The sequence below is a fragment of the Cupriavidus sp. BIC8F genome, assembly GCF_032465815.1.
In the GTDB taxonomy this organism is placed as follows: domain Bacteria; phylum Pseudomonadota; class Gammaproteobacteria; order Burkholderiales; family Burkholderiaceae; genus Cupriavidus; species Cupriavidus necator.
The window spans coordinates 4,261,394-4,276,604 of sequence record NZ_CP136094.1; the positions used below are offsets into that span (position 1 = coordinate 4,261,394).

Here is a 15,211-nt window from a genome sequence, read left to right on the forward strand (position 1 = left end):
AAAACTACTACTTCAGGCGGCTTCTTCGGGCTTCTCCCCCGAAACCAGCCAACTAAAAACCCATTAATTCATGTACATCCCGCCGTTCACATGCAGCGTAGTGCCGGTAATGTAAGCGGCTTGCGGACCAGCCAGGAAGGCCACCGCGTTGGCGATATCCTCCGGCTGACCAAGGCGACCCAGCGGAATCTGTGTCTTGAGCGAAGCATGCTGCTCTTCGGACAGCGCCTTGGTCATGTCGGTGTCGATAAAGCCCGGCGCGACACAGTTCACGGTCACGTTGCGGCTGCCAATTTCCGCGGCCAGCGAGCGGGTCATGCCCGCCACGCCCGCCTTGGCAGCAGAGTAGTTCATCTGGCCGGGGTTGCCGACCGAGCCCACCACCGAAGTGATATTGATGATGCGGCCCTGGCGGGCCTTCATCATCGGGCGCAGCACCGCGCGCGACAGGCGGAACACTGAAGTCAGGTTGGTCTGGATCACGGCCAGCCAGTCCTCGTCCTTCATGCGCATCGCCAGCTGGTCCTGCGTGATGCCGGCATTGTTGACCAGCACGCCGATGCCGCCGTGGGTCTTGACGATCTCGTCGATGAGCGCGTCGCAAGCGGCCGCGTCATTGACGTTGAGCACGGCGCCCTTGCCCTTCAGGCCATCGGCGCCGAGGTAATCGGTGATGCCGGCCGCGCCGGCTTCGCTGGTGGCGGTGCCGATCACGGTGGCGCCCTGGCGGGCCAGTTCCAGCGCGATGGCGCGGCCGATGCCGCGCGAGGCGCCGGTGACCAGCGCAATCTGGTTGTCGAGAAGTTTGGTCATGCGGATGTCCTCTTGCTTACTTCAGCAGTGCCAGCGTGTCTTGCAGCGAGGCCGGATCGAAGATCGCGCCGCCGGTCAGGCTGCCGTCGATGCGCTTGGTCATGCCGGCCAGCACCTTGCCGGGGCCGCATTCGATCACGTGCGTGATGCCTTCGGCGGCCATCTTCTGCACGCACTCGACCCAGCGCACCGGCGCGGCGGCCTGGCGCACCAGGGCGTCCTTGATCGCGTCCGGATCATTGACGATGGCGACGTCGACGTTGTTCACCAGCGGGATCAACGGCGCCGAGAAAGCCAGGCCGGCCATGCGCTCGCGCAGGCGGTCCGAAGCGGGCTTGAGCAGCGACGAGTGGAACGGCGCCGAAACCGGCAGCGGCAGCGCGCGCTTGGCGCCCTTGCCCTTGGCGATTTCGCAGGCCTTCTCGACCGCGGCCTTGTGGCCGGCGATCACCACCTGCGACGGCGCGTTGAAGTTCACGGCCTCGACCACGCCCGCGGCCGATGCCTCGGCGCAAGCGGCGCGCACGTCGGCATCGGACAGGCCCAGGATCGCGGCCATGGCGCCCTCGCCCACCGGCACGGCTTCCTGCATGGCTTGCGCGCGGAAGCGCACCAGCGGCACCGCATCGGCAAACGGGATCACGCCCGCGGCCACCAGCGCAGAGTACTCGCCCAGGCTGTGGCCGGCAACCAGCGCCGGCGCCGGGCCGCCGGCGTCCAGCCAGGCACGGTAGACCGCCACGGCGGCGGTCAGCATCACCGGCTGCGTGTTGGTGGTCAGGTTCAGCTCTTCGGCGGGACCTTCGGCGATCAGGCGGCCGAGATCCTGGCCGAGCGCGGCCGAGGCTTCTTCCACGGTGGCGCGCACCACGGCGTTATCGGCGAAGGCATTGAGCATGCCGACCGACTGCGAACCCTGGCCGGGAAATACGAAAGCGAATTTCATCGGAATGGAACCCTAACAAGAAACGGGTGGCCGGCGCTGCGGCATGTCCTGCATGCGCGGCATGCCATGGCGCCGGCCGCGAATCACATGCGCAGCAGCACCGCGCCCCAGGTGAAGCCGCCGCCCACGCCTTCCATCAGCACGGTCTGGCCCGGGCGGATGCGGCCGTCGCGCACCGCGACGTCCAGTGCCAGCGGGATCGACGCGGCCGAGGTGTTGCCGTGCTCATGCACGGTGGCGACCATGCGCTCCGCCGGCAGGCCCAGCTTCTTCGCCGTGCCCTGCATGATGCGGATATTGGCCTGATGCGGAATCAGCCAGTCGACCTGGTCCGGCGTCACGCTGGCAGCCTCCATGGCTTCGCGCGCGACCTTGTCCAGCACATTCACGGCCAGCTTGAACACAGCCTGGCCGTCCATGTGCAGGAACGGGTTGCCGGTGATGTTGCCGCCGGCGACGTTGCCCGGCACGCACAGGATATCGACATGCCTGCCGTCCGAGTGCATCGCGGTGGACAGGATCCCCGGCTCCTCGGACGCCGACAGCAGCACGGCGCCGGCACCGTCGCCGAACAGCACGCAGGTGGTGCGGTCGTTGAAGTCCAGGATGCGCGAGAACACTTCGGTGCCGATCACCAGCACGTTGCGGTGCGAGCCGCTGCGGATGAACTTGTCGGCCGTGGCCAGCGCGTACACGAAGCCCGAGCACACCGCCTGCAGGTCGAAGGCCGGGCAGTGGTTGGTGATACCCAGCTTTTCCTGCACGATGCAGGCCGTGCTGGGGAACACAAAGTCCGGCGTCGAGGTGGCGACGATGATCAGGTCGATGCTCTGGCGGTCGATGCCGGCAGCTTCGATGGCCTGCTCGGCAGCCTTGACCGCGAGATCGCTGCTGGTCACATTCGGCTCGGCCCAGTGGCGTGCGGAAATGCCGCTGCGCGAGACGATCCAGTCGTCGCTGGTCTCGATGCCCTTTTCGGCAAGCTGCGCGGCCAGGTCATGGTTGGTCACGCGCCGCGGAGGCAGGTAGCTCCCGGTACCGATGATTTTTGCGTACTTGGTCATGTATTGTCGGATCGTATGGCCCGCAGGCACCCTCGACCGGCGCGCGTGGCGCTCAGGCGACGTGGGGGCTGGGATGCGCGCCAGGCACCTCTGTCTCCGGGGCGGGCTGTGCAGCGCCTGCGGCGCTGGATTTATCGGCAAAAGCCCGGGTGATGCGGGCGATCACGCCATTCTTGGCGGCATCATACCCGCGTTTGATGGCCCACTCAAAAGAATGGGCATCGGCCGAGCCGTGGCTCTTGATCACCAGCCCGCGCAGCCCAAGCAACGAGGCGCCGTTGTAGCGCGCCGGGTCGAGCCGCCTGGCCAGGCGCGACAGCACCGGCATGGCGACCGCGGCCAGCAGCTTGGTGAACCACGAGCGGGTGAATTCTTCCTTGATCATACTGCCGATCATCTTGGCCAGGCCCTCGGTGCTCTTGAGTGCCACATTGCCGACAAAGCCGTCGCAGACCACGATGTCGGTAGTGCCCTTGAAGATGTCGTTGCCTTCCACGTTGCCGTAGAAGTTCAGCTCCGAGGCGCGCAGCAGTTCACCGGCACGCTTGACCACCTCATTGCCCTTGATGACTTCCTCGCCGATGTTCAGCAGGCCCACCGTGGGGTGTTCCTTGTGGTCGACCACGGCCACCATGGCTTCGGCCATGCGCGCGAACTGCAGCAGGTGCTCGGGCTCGCAGTCGGCATTGGCGCCCAGGTCCAGCACGGTGGTGCCCCAACCTTGCTCGTTCGGGATGGTGGTGGCGATGGCCGGCCGCTCGATGCCTTCGAGCGTCTTGAGCACATAGCGCGACACCGCCATCAGCGCGCCGGTGTTGCCGGCGGAGATGCAGGCACCGGCCAGGCCTTCCTTGACCTGCGTGACGGCGACGCGCATCGACGAGTCCCTCTTCTTGCGCAGCGCCACCTCGACCGGGTCATCCATGGTGATGACCTCGGTGGCCTCGACGATAGTCACGCGCGGATGGTCCAGCGCGTGCAGCTTTTTCAGCTGCGTCCGGATGGGGTCGGGCAAGCCGACCAGCACCATCTCGGCGTCGTCGTGGCGGGAAAGAAAACTGATCGCCGCAGGCACCGTCACGGAGACTCCGTGATCGCCGCCCATGCAGTCGATAGCGATTTTGATCGTCATTGTTCCTGGTACGGATAGCGCGGCGGCGCACGCCACGCCCGGCGGGAAATCCGAGCGCCCAACAAAAAAGCGGCAACGATCTTGCCGCTTTTTTGTCTCTGACCTTTTAGTGTCCGACCTACAGGCATGCTCGAGCGAGACGCAACGTCACGCCGAACGAAGCTATCAGTCGTTCTTGGTCTTGATGACCTTGCGGCCACGGTAGTAGCCGTTCGGGCTGACGTGGTGACGCAGGTGGGTTTCGCCGGTGGTCGGCTCAACTGCCAGCGGCGCGGCCGACAGGTGATCGTGCGAACGGTGCATGCCGCGCTTGGACGGCGACTTCTTGTTCTGTTGAACAGCCATGATGACTCCTTCGAGAATTGTTCAATATTAACACACGCATCCCGCCCAAGGCGTAGCCGGGGCCCGGCCGGATGCTTCAGATTCACCTGCAAGACCTTGCGCACCGCCTGTCGGCGGCATCAATGCTTGGTCTTCAGGCCGGCCAGCGCCGCAAAGGGCGAAGGCCGCTTTTCTTCCTCAGGCTCAGCCTCTGGCTGCGCCTCGCCGTCCGAACCGGTCACGAGGCTTTCGTGCACCGTCGGGCAGACGTCATGCTTGGGGGCCACCGGCAACGCCAGCAGCACTTCATCTTCAATCAGGTCCAGCAACGAGAAATGCTTCGAGCCGGCGATCACGTCGACTTCGTCGTCGTCCATCGGCGCGGCGTCGGCCGCTTCCTCGCTTTCCACCACCTCGAAACGCGTTGCCGTATCGATCGGCTCGGCATAGGGGGCCAGGCAGCGTTGGCAATCCAGCCATATCCGGCCCTGCACGGTCACGTCGAGGAACAGCCGCCGCGCCACCGGGGCGCCCGGCTCGGCCGCCTCTTCACGCATGAAGCCAGTGGCCGTATAGGCAAACGTCTCATCGGGTGCCGAGGCTGGCGCTTGCGCGGCGGTCTCGGCTAAGATGCGCGGCAAATCCCGCACCGCCACGTCGCCGGCCAGGCTTTCACCCTTCCGGCACAAGGCGAAGAGATCAAGCGCGCGCAGGTCAATCGGCTGGGTCATGTGCGTGGCTCCGGTCGCTATACAATGACTGGTTCGCCACATTCCACGCCTGTCGGACTACGGGCCGCGCACATTGGCGGCACTGCGCCCGGGTGCGGATGCGGCAAAACGCGCGATTGTACGACGTAAACCGTGCCGAGGTCAAAGGTCTTGCAACGCGGGCCGCACCTTTTACTGCTTCGCTTCCTGTTTCGATTCTTCTTACTTATGTCCCCAGACCCCCGCCCCAGCCTGATCCTTGGCTCCGGCTCACCCTACCGCCGCGAATTGCTGGCGCGCCTGCGCATCCCGTTCGAGGTGGCCGTGCCCGACATCGACGAAACCCCGCTTGCCGGCGAAGCGCCCGAAGCCACCGCGCTGCGCCTGTCGCAGCGCAAGGCCGAAGCCATTGCCGCGCGCCATCCGGGCGTGCTGGTGATCGGCTCGGACCAGGTGCTGACCCTGGACGGCGAGCAGATGGGCAAGCCCGGCACGCACGAGAAGGCCGTGGCGCAGCTGCGCCGCATGCGCGGGCGCACCGCCACCTTCCACTCGGCCCTGTGCCTGCTGGACGCACGCACCGGTACCGTGCAGCTGGCCGACGTGCAGACCCGCGTGACCATGCGCGACCTGACCGACGCTGAAATCGAAACCTACCTGCAGCTGGAGCGCCCCTACGACGTGGCCGGCAGCGCCAAGTCCGAAGGCCTGGGCATCACGCTGCTGGAACGCGTCGAGTCGGACGACCCGACCGCACTGGTCGGCCTGCCGCTGATCGCGCTGACCGGCATGCTGCGCCAGGCCGGCTACCCCCTCCTTTCCGCATGACCCGCACGAGCCCATGATGAGCGGCACTCTTTACCTGATCCCCAACACTCTCGGCAAGCGCGACGAAGCCGACCCGCTGGCTGACGTGATCCCGGCCGGCGTGCAGCAGGTCGCGGCCAACCTGGACTACCTCGTCGCCGAGAACGCCAAGACCGCGCGCGCCTTCCTGAAGAAGCTGGGCGAGACCACGCCGCTGGCGCGCCCGATCCAGCAGATCGAGATCCGCGAGCTGAACGTCAACACGCGCGCCGACGCCCTGGCCGCGCTGCTGGTCCCGCTCGAAGCCGGCCGCGACGGCGGCCTGCTGTCCGAGGCCGGCGTGCCGGCGGTGGCCGACCCCGGCGCCGACCTGGTGCGGCTGGCCCATGCGCGCCGCATCCGCGTGCGGCCGCTGGTCGGGCCCAGCTCGATCCTGCTGGCGGTGATGGGCTCGGGCCTGAACGGCCAGAGCTTTGCCTTCAACGGCTACCTGCCGGTCGATGCCGGCGAGCGCGCGCAGCGCCTGCGTGAGCTGGAGCAGCGCTCGCGCAAGTCCAGCCAGACCCAGGTGTTCATCGAAACGCCCTACCGCAATGCGGCGCTGCTGGAAGCCATGCGCCAGCACTGCGCCGGCACCACGCTGCTGTCCGTGGCCGTGGACCTGACCCTGCCGGGCGAGACCATCGTCACGCTGCCACTGTCGGACTGGCGCCCCGAGTGGATCGACCTGCACAAGCGCCCGGCGATATTCTCGCTGCTGGCCATGTAAGCAACGGCAAAGGGGGCGCGAACGCCCCCTTTGCCGTTGCCGCAGCACCTTCCAGGCTCAGTGCATGCCCTGCATGCGGTTGCTCCACAGCATGGTCTTCATCGCTGCTGAGCCCACTGCCGCGCCAAAGCGCTTGGCCACGCGCTCGGCGATGTTTTCCTTGACGGTGTAGTCGACGATGTCCGCGGCCTTGAGCACATCGCGCGCGACATAGTCGGCACTGCCCAGCCCGTCGGCCAGGCCCAGCTCTATGGCGCGCTCGCCCGACCAGAACAGGCCGGAGAACACCTCCGGATCATCCTTGAGCCGGTCGCCGCGCCCTTCCTTGACCACGTCGATGAACTGCTGGTGGATCTGCTTGAGCATGGCCTCGGCAAAGGCCTTCTGCTTGGGCACCTGCGGCGAGAACGGGTCCAGCATGCCCTTGTTGGCGCCCGAGGTGTACAGCCGGCGCTCCACGCCCAGCTTGTCCATCAGCCCGGTAAAGCCAAAACCGTCCATCAGCACGCCGATCGAGCCCACGATGCTGGCCTTGTCGACATAGATCTTGTCGGCCGCCGCGGCCACGTAATAGCCGCCCGAGGCGCAGATTTCTTCCACCACCACATAGAACGGCTTGGACGGATGAAGCTTGCGCAGCCGCTGGATCTCATCGTTGATGATGCCCGCCTGCACCGGCGATCCGCCCGGCGAGTTGATCTTCAGGATCACGCCGGCGGCATTGTCGTCGGCAAATGCAGCCTGCAGCGAGGCATTGATCGATTCCGCGCTGGCCGGCGTGCCCGCGGCGATCTCGCCTTCCAGCGTCACCATCGCGGTGTGGCGGCCCGAGCCGATGGCCTTCTCGCCCTTGAAATCAAACAGCGCGATAAAGATCAGCGCCACGATGCCCAGGCCGACAAAGCGGAAGAAGATGCGCCAGCGCCGTGCCGCGCGCTGCTCGCGCAGCGATGCGGTCAGCACTTTTTCCAGCAGATCGCGCTCCCAGCCGGCGCCGCCGCCAACCGGGGGCCCCGCGGTGGCACCGGCCATGCGCGCCTCGCGCTCGCGCGCTTCACGCCTTGCCGCGTCGTCGCCGGCGCGCAATTCGTCTTCCAGCGGGTAGTCGGCGCGCGGTGCCGTGACCAGGCGCTCGGACTCCGCCTGGGGCGCTCCTTCGCCCGGCGCGCCTTCGCCGGCTGGCTTGTGCTCGTCCGGCTGACCCGATTCACCCGATGGCGGCTTCTGTTGTTCTGTCATGCAAATCGCTCGTGGAAACGCCTGGCAACCCAGGCCTGGAAATACAACGGCCGGCCTGACCGCCGGCCCTGCCCGTCATTCAGGCACCGTCCATGCGCGCAGCGATCCGGTATGGCGCTTCCGGCAACCAGTAGACGTGGCCGTCGCGCTCCTCGATGCGCAGCTTGGCCAGCGATGCACCGCGGCAGGGACCGCCGACGCACTCGCCGCTGTCCGGCGCATAAACCGCGCCATGTGTGGCGCACATCAAGTATAGGCCTGAGGCATCGAAGAACCGGCCTTCCTGCCAGTCCAGTTCCATCGGCACATGGGCGCACTGGTTCAGGTAACCGTGCGCGGCGCCGTCGAAACGAACCACGAAGGCGCCGATCTTGCGCTGGTCCAGCGTCACCGAGAAGCGCACGCCCAGGCCGCCTTCCTCCAGGTCCGCGGCAGCGCACAGCCGCACCGGCGCCTGGCCGGCCGCTGCCTCAGGCATGGGCCAGCAGCCAGTCGGTCAGGTCGGGGATGGAGGTCGCGCAATGCACCGGCGCCATCGCGCGCAGAGCATCCGCAGGATGTGCACCATAGCACACGCCAAGTCCCTTGGCTCCGGCATTGGCCGCCATCTGCAGGTCATGGGTGGTGTCGCCGACCATCACCGTGCGCTCCACGTCCTGGCCCAGCTCGCGGGTCAGTTCGTGCAGCATGGCCGGGTGCGGCTTGGAGAAGGTCTCATCGGCACAGCGCGTGGCGTCGAACAGGCGGGTCAGGCCGCTCGCGGCCAGCGCGCGCTGCAGGCCGACGCGGGTCTTGCCGGTGGCCACGCCAAGAAAATAGTGCTCGCCGCGCAGCGTCTCCAGCATTTCGCGCACGCCGTCGAACAGCACCAGGTCGGCGTCGCGAGCGAGGAAGTGGTAGCGGTAGCGTTCTGCCAGGCGCGGGTAGTCGGCGGGGTCCAGCGTCGGCACCGCGTAAGACAGTGCATCCTTCAGGCCCAGCCCGATCACGTGGCTGGCGGCGCTGTCATCCGGCACCGGCAGGCCCAGGTCGCGGCTGGCAAGCTGGATGCACTTGGCGATGGTCGGGGTCGAGTCCATCAGCGTCCCGTCCCAGTCGAAAACGATCAGGTCAAATTGTTGCCTGGCCATGGAAGTCCTTGTGACGTTTGATGCACCACCCTACTCCGGGGCATGCAGTTCACGCAATTGTTGCAGGAATCCGACGCACTCGTCGGGCAGCGGCGCTTCCACCGCCAGCGGCTCGCCCGTGGCCGGGTGGATAAACACCAGCCGGTGGGCGTGCAGGAACATGCGCTTGAGGCCCGGCTTGGCGCCGGAACGCGCCAGCGCCTTGTTCAGCGAAAAGTCGCCATATTTTTCGTCACCGACGATCGGGAAACCCGAGTGGGCCAGGTGGACGCGGATCTGGTGGGTACGGCCGGTCTTCAGTTCGGCCTCCAGCAGGGTGAAGCCCCGGAAGGCCTCGACCCGGTTGAACACGGTGTGCGAGGCCAGCCCGTCGGACTGCACCCGCACCCGGCGCTCGCCGTCCGGCGTGCTGTACTTATATAGAGGCAGCTTCACATGCTGGCGCGCGTTCGGGAATTCGCCGGCCACGCAGGCGAAATAGCGCTTGTCCATCGCGCTGCCGCGAATCTGCTCGTGCAGGTGGACCAGCGCCGAGCGCTTCTTGGCCAGCACCAGGATGCCGGAGGTCTCGCGATCGAGCCGGTGCACCAGTTCCAGAAACTTGGCCTGGGGCCGGGACCGGCGCAATTGCTCGATCACGCCGAAGGCCACGCCCGAGCCGCCGTGCACGGCCACGCCGGCCGGCTTGTTGATCACCAGCAGCTGGGCGTCCTCAAACAGCACCGGGAATTCGCCCGCCGGCACATGCTGGGCATCGGCCGATTGCGCCGAATTCGCCACCCGCATTGGCGGAATGCGCACTACATCACCCGACTGCAGGCGGTAAGTGGCATCGATCCGGCCCTTATTGACGCGAACTTCCCCCGAACGCAGCACCCGGTAAATATGGCTCTTGGGTACGCCCTTGGCCACCTTCAGCAGGAAGTTGTCAATGCGCTGACCTTCCGAGCCTTCGTCAATCGTGACATACGCCACCTGTGGGCTGGCCGGCGCAGCTTCGGCAGCCTTTTCAATTTGATGGCGTAACTCATTCATTTTCAATATAATTTCCTCGCTGTCCCGGCTTGTGGCCGGCAGCGCAAGACCTGTGTAAGCGATTGATCTTCGAGTTTTCTTGGATTTTTCGCATTCTACACTTGGGGTTGCCGCCAACCCCGCCCGTCTCCCGCAACTTTGCGTTCCGCCAAGCGCCAGACGGGCAAATGGCAGTAAAAAGCAGCACGCACGGTGCCGCCGGCATGCAGGAAGTCGCCCAAAGGAGGCTTCGGCGAGGCAGGCGGTGACGTGGGAACTGAGTGTTCAGGTAAAACAGAATTTAAAGGCGGATGCCACTGCCGGCATCCGCTTCGGTGAGAGAAGTCCTGCCAGCACCGGGAAACGGTGCCGGCCGGCAGGTTAGCCTGCCGCCTGACTGGAAATACCGGCGCCCGGTCGCAGAATTCCAAGAAGTAGTAGGTGCGCCCGCCAGGAGTAGTCAGGCAGCAACGGCAACCATGCCGTGTCCGAAAAATTTGCTCTTTGACGCGTCTAGGCCTTCCGCGGCCGGCCGCGATGCCGCCGGCGCCGGTTGCGCCGGCGTTCTGCATCGCCTCCGGCACGGGAACGCGCCGGATGTCTGCGCAAGAGCAGCCTCCGGTGTTCTCTCCTGCCCCGCGGACGTTACCCCGACGTCATCGCTCTCTTTCACCCGCGCCCAGCCGCTCGCCTATCCCGCGCAGCGGCGCTTTCCGGCAATTCTCGCGCCTCGCTCGCTCCCTCGCGTGCTCCATGGATCGCCGCGGACACCGCCCAGACGGTGCCACCCGCGACACTGGAGTGAGGTATTGCGATGAAACGCATGCTGTTCAACGCGACGCAACAGGAAGAATTGCGCGTCGCCATCGTCGACGGTCAGAAACTGATCGATATCGACATCGAGACTGCCGGGCGCGAACAGCGCAAGGGCAACATCTACAAGGGTGTCATCACCCGCATCGAACCCTCGCTGGAAGCCTGCTTCGTCAACTACGGCGAAGAACGCCACGGCTTCCTGCCGTTCAAGGAAGTGGCCCGCGCCTTCTTCAAGGAAGGCATCGACGTGCGCAACGCGCGCATCCAGGATGCCCTGCATGAAGGCCAGGAACTGATCGTCCAGGTCGAGAAGGAAGAGCGCGGCAACAAGGGCGCGGCCCTGACCACCTTTATCTCCCTGGCCGGCCGCTACCTGGTGCTGATGCCCAACAACCCGCGCGGCGGCGGCGTGTCGCGCCGCATCGAGGGCGAGGACCGCCAGGAACTGCGCGAAACCATGGCGCAGCTGACCGTGCCGGAAGGCATGAGCATCATTGCCCGGACCGCCGGCATCGGCCGCTCGGCCGAGGAACTGCAGTGGGACCTGAACTACCTGCTGCAACTGTGGAAGGCCATCGATGGAGCCGCCGGCGACAACAAGGCCCCGCTGCTGATCTACCTGGAATCCAGCCTGGTCATCCGCGCCATCCGCGATTACTTCCAGCCGGATATCGGCGAGATCCTGATCGATACCGACGAGATCTACGAACAGGCCCGCGCCTTCATGAGCGTGGTGATGCCTGACAACATGAACCGCGTGAAGAAGTATCGGGACGACGTGCCGCTCTTCTCGCGCTTCCAGATCGAACACCAGATCGAGTCGGCCTATTCGCGCATGGTGATGCTGCCCTCCGGCGGCGCCATCGTGATCGACCACACCGAGGCGCTGGTCTCCGTGGACGTGAACTCGGCCCGTGCCACCAAGGGCGCCGACATCGAGGAAACCGCGCTGCGCACCAACCTCGAGGCCGCCGACGAGATCGCCCGCCAGCTGCGCCTGCGCGACCTGGGCGGCCTGATCGTGATCGACTTCATCGACATGGAGTCCGGCAAGGCCCAGAAGGACGTGGAAACGCGCCTGAAGGACGCCCTGCGCCACGACCGCGCCCGCGTGCAGATGGGCAAGATCAGCCGCTTCGGCCTGATGGAACTGTCGCGCCAGCGCCTGCGCCCGTCGCTGTCGGAGGGCTCGCACATCACTTGCCCGCGCTGCAACGGCACCGGCCATATCCGCGATACCGAATCGTCCGCCCTGCAGGTGCTGCGCATCATCCAGGAAGAGGCGATGAAGGAAAACACCGCCGCCATCCACTGCCAGGTGCCGGTGGAGGTGGCCGCCTTCCTGCTGAACGAGAAGCGCCAGGAAATCAACCTGATCGAGCTGCGCTTCAAGGTCAACGTGCTGCTGATCCCCAACAAGCACCTGGAAACGCCGCACTACAAGCTGGAGCGCCTGCGCCACGACGATCCGCGCCTGGAAGAGAGCACCGCCAGCTACCGCATGGCCGAGGCTGCCGCCAAGGAACTGGAAGCCGACACCAGCTACAGCAGCCGCCGCAAGGAAGAAGCCAAGCCGCGCCAGGAAGCCGCGGTCAAGGGCATCACCCCGGAACAGCCGGCGCCGGTGTCGGTGCCGCGCCCCGAGCGCGCGCCCAAGCCGGAAGCCCCGGTCGCCCCGCCTGTGCCGGCTACCCAGCCGGTGGTCAGCGGCGGTTTCATCGCATGGCTGAAGGGCTTGTTCGGTGCCCGCCCGGCGACCCCGCCGGTGGTGGAGCCGGCCAAGCCGGCAGCTGCCACCGAGGCCCGTAGCGCCGAAGGCCGGCGCGAGCGCGGCCAGCGCGGCGAAGGCCGCGGCCAGCGTGGTGAGCGTGGCGACCGCGCCGAGCGTGGTGAGCGCACCGAGCGTGGTGAGCGTGGTGAGCGTGGCGAGCGCCAGGGCCGTGGCCAGCGCGGCGACCGTGCCGAGCGCGCGGAACGTGGTGAGCGCCAGGGCGCCGAGCGCGGCGAGCAACGCGAGGGCCGTGGCGAACGCCAGGGCCGCCAGCCGCGCCAGCAAGGTGAAGGCCAGGCCACCCCGGCTCTGGCCCGCCAGGGCGAGGCCGTGCAAGCCGAGCGCGCCCAGGGCGAGCGCGTGGAGGGCCGTCAGGAAGGCCGCCGCGACCGCAACCAGGAACGCCGCGAGCGCCAGCGTGAACGCCAGCGCGAACGCAGCGAACTGCGCGAAGCCGAAGCCGGTGAAGCACCGCAGCCGGAAGCCATCGCCGCCGCCCAGGCACTGGGCGTACTGCCGCAGGCAGTGACCGAAGAGACGCAAGCCGTCCGCGCCGAGCTGCCGGAAGGTGCCGAGAGCGCCGCCGAAACCGCTGAGGGCGAAGAGCGCCGCCGCCGCAACCGACGTGGCCGCAACCGCTATCGCCGTGAGCGCGACGAGTCGGCGCAAGGTGCCCAGGGTGAAGGCGAAGGCGACGAAGAAGCCGCCGCTGCCGAAGGCGTTGCCCCGGTGCGCGCTGAAGCTGCAGTGCCGGCCGAGCCCGCACCGCAAGCTGCCGTGGCCGTGGCCGCCGCAGCCGAGGCTGTCGAAGCGATCCGCATCGCCGTGCCGGAAGACGTGACGCCCGCGCCGGTCGCCGAGGCCGCCCCGGTGACCACGCCGGTTGCCGAGCCCGTGCCCCAGCAAGCTGCCCCGGTAGCCGCCGTCACGGAAGCCGTTGCCGCCGAAGCGATTGTTGAGACCACCGCAAGCGTGGCCGTCGAAGCGGCTCCGGTCATGCCGGCACCTGCCGCTGCGCCGGTCGCCGCCCCTGTGGCTGAAGCCGCACCGGCCGAGGTGTTCGCCCCGGCAGCCCCGGTCGTTGCTGCAGCGCCGGCCACCCCGGCGGCACTGGAGAACCTGGAACCGATGCTCGCCACCGCCGGCCTGCAATGGGTCCATACCGACAGCGACAAGCTGCGTTCGGCCCAGGAAGCCGCCGCCCGCATCGCGCCCGCCCCGCGCGTGCAGCGCGAGCGCAAGGCGCTGCCGCCGCTGCCCCACGGTCCGATGATCCTGGTGGAAACCGGTGGCCGCGAAGTGGAGATGGCATCGCAGCAGTAAGCATTGCCGCTGCACCGCAGCCAAAGCAAGAAGGGGACGGCCACGCCGTCCCCTTTTTTCATGGGCAGCCGGCCGGATGAATCCCCGCCATCACCGGGGATGCGGGTGCCCCGCCCCCGCCTCGGCTAGAATGGCAGCAGAATGCATCCGGCCCTCGAGCGCCCCTGATTTGGCCACGCCGCCATGCCGCTCCCCGGACGCCGTGCCCACCCACAGGCCATGACCGAATCCGTCATTCCGATTTTCGACCTGCGCGACCATCGCTACCGCTCGATGACGCCCAGCATTCCCGGCAAGCTGGCTGCCCCCACCGGCCTGGTGGCCGACACCCGCGGCCGGCCGCTGCATGACCTGCGCATCTCGGTGACGGACCGCTGCAACTTCCGCTGCGTCTACTGCATGCCGAAGGAAGTCTTCGACAAGGACTACACCTTCCTGCCGCATTCCGAGCTGCTGAGCTTCGAGGAGATCGAGCGCACCGCGCGCCTGTTCGTCGCCCACGGCGTCGAGAAGATCCGCCTGACCGGCGGCGAGCCGCTGCTGCGCAAGAACATCGAGCACCTGGTGGAGATGCTGGCGAAGATCGAGACCGTCTCGGGCAAGCCGCTGGACCTGACGCTCACCACCAACGCCTCGCTGCTGGCGCGCAAGGTGCGCTCGCTGCGCGACGCGGGACTGACGCGCGTCAGCGTCAGCCTGGACGCGATCGACGACGCCACCTTCCGCCGCATGAACGACGTGGACTTCGCCGTCGCCGACGTGCTGCACGGCATCGAGACCGCGCAGGCCGTGGGGCTGGCGCCGATCAAGGTCAACATGGTGGTCAAGCGCGGCACCAATGACCAGGAAATCGTGCCGATGGCGCGCCACTTCCGCCACAGCGGCATCATCCTGCGCTTTATCGAGTTCATGGACGTAGGCGCCAGCAACCACTGGCAGATGGATGAAGTGCTGCCGTCCGCCGAGGTGGTGAAGCGCATCGATGCGGAATTCCCGCTCGAACCGGTGCAGGCCAACTACTCCGGCGAAACCGCCGAACGCTGGCGCTACCGCGACGGCAGCGGCGAGATCGGCGTGATCTCCAGCGTCACCCACGCCTTCTGCGGCGACTGCAGCCGCATCCGCCTGTCCACCGAAGGCCGGCTCTACCTGTGCCTGTTCGCGACCGAGGGCTTCGACCTGCGCGCGCTGCTGCGCGGCGGCTACAGCGACCTGGAAATCTCCAATGCGATTGCGCAGGTGTGGCAGGGCCGCACCGACAATTATTCCGAGCAGCGCAGCGACCCGACGGTGCGCGCCAAGCGTGCCGAGCGCAAGATCGAGATGTCCTATATCGGCGGCTGACCCCGCCGC

The 15,211-nt window shown here is 67.0% G+C and carries 14 protein-coding genes; 4 read left to right on the forward strand and 10 right to left on the reverse strand.

Annotated elements, in window-relative coordinates; genetic code table 11:
* Positions 1-63 precede the first annotated feature (63 nt).
* From fabG to RS901_RS20060, 6 genes are all read right to left on the reverse strand, one after another.
* A complete protein-coding gene (gene fabG / locus RS901_RS20035) occupies positions 64-813 on the reverse strand; it encodes a 3-oxoacyl-ACP reductase FabG (protein WP_316150737.1) in 750 nt (249 codons plus the stop codon).
* A gap of 16 nt (positions 814-829) precedes the next feature.
* Entirely contained in the window at positions 830-1,759 is a 930-nt protein-coding gene (fabD, locus tag RS901_RS20040; protein WP_316150739.1) for an ACP S-malonyltransferase, read from the reverse strand.
* 83 nt (positions 1,760-1,842) lie between these two features.
* Positions 1,843-2,823 carry a beta-ketoacyl-ACP synthase III gene (locus tag RS901_RS20045; RefSeq protein WP_316150741.1) on the reverse strand — a complete coding sequence of 327 codons (981 nt, stop codon included), beginning with the start codon at positions 2,821-2,823 and terminating at the stop codon, positions 1,843-1,845.
* A gap of 52 nt (positions 2,824-2,875) precedes the next feature.
* Positions 2,876-3,955, reverse strand: a complete 1,080-nt coding sequence (plsX, locus tag RS901_RS20050) for a phosphate acyltransferase PlsX (RefSeq protein ID WP_035818382.1) — start codon at positions 3,953-3,955, stop codon at positions 2,876-2,878.
* Between the two features lie 165 nt (positions 3,956-4,120).
* A complete protein-coding gene (rpmF, locus tag RS901_RS20055; protein WP_010814675.1) occupies positions 4,121-4,300 on the reverse strand; it encodes a 50S ribosomal protein L32 in 180 nt (59 codons plus the stop codon).
* Positions 4,301-4,419: 119 nt separating this feature from the next.
* Complete coding sequence (locus RS901_RS20060) at positions 4,420-5,010, reverse strand: DUF177 domain-containing protein (RefSeq protein WP_013957374.1); 591 nt, start codon at positions 5,008-5,010, stop codon at positions 4,420-4,422.
* A 207-nt stretch (positions 5,011-5,217) separates the two neighbouring features.
* Between RS901_RS20060 and RS901_RS20065 the strand changes: the two genes are divergently transcribed.
* Positions 5,218-5,817, forward strand: coding sequence for a Maf-like protein (locus RS901_RS20065; RefSeq protein ID WP_013957375.1), 600 nt, complete (start codon positions 5,218-5,220; stop codon positions 5,815-5,817).
* Between the two features lie 16 nt (positions 5,818-5,833).
* The gene (locus RS901_RS20070; RefSeq protein ID WP_316150744.1) at positions 5,834-6,565 is read left to right on the forward strand and encodes an SAM-dependent methyltransferase; all 732 of its coding nucleotides are present in this window, start codon (positions 5,834-5,836) and stop codon (positions 6,563-6,565) included.
* A 57-nt stretch (positions 6,566-6,622) separates the two neighbouring features.
* Here RS901_RS20070 and RS901_RS20075 read toward each other — a convergent pair whose 3' ends face one another.
* From RS901_RS20075 to RS901_RS20090, 4 genes are all read right to left on the reverse strand, one after another.
* Positions 6,623-7,804 carry a S49 family peptidase gene (locus tag RS901_RS20075; RefSeq protein WP_316150745.1) on the reverse strand — a complete coding sequence of 394 codons (1,182 nt, stop codon included), beginning with the start codon at positions 7,802-7,804 and terminating at the stop codon, positions 6,623-6,625.
* 79 nt (positions 7,805-7,883) lie between these two features.
* Positions 7,884-8,282 (reverse strand): Rieske (2Fe-2S) protein, encoded by a 399-nt coding sequence (locus RS901_RS20080; RefSeq protein ID WP_316150746.1) that lies wholly within the window; start codon positions 8,280-8,282, stop codon positions 7,884-7,886.
* Positions 8,275-8,934, reverse strand: a complete 660-nt coding sequence (locus RS901_RS20085) for an HAD-IA family hydrolase (RefSeq protein ID WP_316150747.1) — start codon at positions 8,932-8,934, stop codon at positions 8,275-8,277. Before RS901_RS20085 ends, RS901_RS20080 begins: the two co-directional genes overlap by 8 nt.
* Before the next feature lie 30 nt (positions 8,935-8,964).
* On the reverse strand, positions 8,965-9,969 hold the full coding sequence (locus tag RS901_RS20090) for an RluA family pseudouridine synthase (protein WP_316153609.1): 1,005 nt from the start codon (positions 9,967-9,969) through the stop codon (positions 8,965-8,967).
* Between the two features lie 793 nt (positions 9,970-10,762).
* Between RS901_RS20090 and RS901_RS20095 the strand changes: the two genes are divergently transcribed.
* Positions 10,763-13,858: an Rne/Rng family ribonuclease gene (locus tag RS901_RS20095; RefSeq protein ID WP_316150748.1), complete on the forward strand. Its 3,096-nt coding sequence runs from the start codon at positions 10,763-10,765 to the stop codon at positions 13,856-13,858.
* Positions 13,859-14,077: 219 nt separating this feature from the next.
* Positions 14,078-15,202 carry a GTP 3',8-cyclase MoaA gene (gene moaA, locus RS901_RS20100; protein WP_316150749.1) on the forward strand — a complete coding sequence of 375 codons (1,125 nt, stop codon included), beginning with the start codon at positions 14,078-14,080 and terminating at the stop codon, positions 15,200-15,202.
* Positions 15,203-15,211: the final 9 nt, after the last annotated feature.

What these genes read in the sequence shown, in the direction of transcription:
- fabG (WP_316150737.1), bottom strand. Translation starts at nt 813, where the DNA reads ATGACCAAACTTCTCGACAACCAGATTGCGCTGGTCACCGGCGCCTCG.
- fabD (WP_316150739.1), bottom strand. Translation starts at nt 1,759, where the DNA reads ATGAAATTCGCTTTCGTATTTCCCGGCCAGGGTTCGCAGTCGGTCGGC.
- RS901_RS20045 (WP_316150741.1), bottom strand. Translation starts at nt 2,823, where the DNA reads ATGACCAAGTACGCAAAAATCATCGGTACCGGGAGCTACCTGCCTCCG.
- plsX (WP_035818382.1), bottom strand. Translation starts at nt 3,955, where the DNA reads ATGACGATCAAAATCGCTATCGACTGCATGGGCGGCGATCACGGAGTC.
- rpmF (WP_010814675.1), bottom strand. Translation starts at nt 4,300, where the DNA reads ATGGCTGTTCAACAGAACAAGAAGTCGCCGTCCAAGCGCGGCATGCAC.
- RS901_RS20060 (WP_013957374.1), bottom strand. Translation starts at nt 5,010, where the DNA reads ATGACCCAGCCGATTGACCTGCGCGCGCTTGATCTCTTCGCCTTGTGC.
- RS901_RS20065 (WP_013957375.1), top strand. Translation starts at nt 5,218, where the DNA reads ATGTCCCCAGACCCCCGCCCCAGCCTGATCCTTGGCTCCGGCTCACCC.
- RS901_RS20070 (WP_316150744.1), top strand. Translation starts at nt 5,834, where the DNA reads ATGAGCGGCACTCTTTACCTGATCCCCAACACTCTCGGCAAGCGCGAC.
- RS901_RS20075 (WP_316150745.1), bottom strand. Translation starts at nt 7,804, where the DNA reads ATGACAGAACAACAGAAGCCGCCATCGGGTGAATCGGGTCAGCCGGAC.
- RS901_RS20080 (WP_316150746.1), bottom strand. Translation starts at nt 8,282, where the DNA reads ATGCCTGAGGCAGCGGCCGGCCAGGCGCCGGTGCGGCTGTGCGCTGCC.
- RS901_RS20085 (WP_316150747.1), bottom strand. Translation starts at nt 8,934, where the DNA reads ATGGCCAGGCAACAATTTGACCTGATCGTTTTCGACTGGGACGGGACG.
- RS901_RS20090 (WP_316153609.1), bottom strand. Translation starts at nt 9,969, where the DNA reads ATGAATGAGTTACGCCATCAAATTGAAAAGGCTGCCGAAGCTGCGCCG.
- RS901_RS20095 (WP_316150748.1), top strand. Translation starts at nt 10,763, where the DNA reads ATGAAACGCATGCTGTTCAACGCGACGCAACAGGAAGAATTGCGCGTC.
- moaA (WP_316150749.1), top strand. Translation starts at nt 14,078, where the DNA reads ATGACCGAATCCGTCATTCCGATTTTCGACCTGCGCGACCATCGCTAC.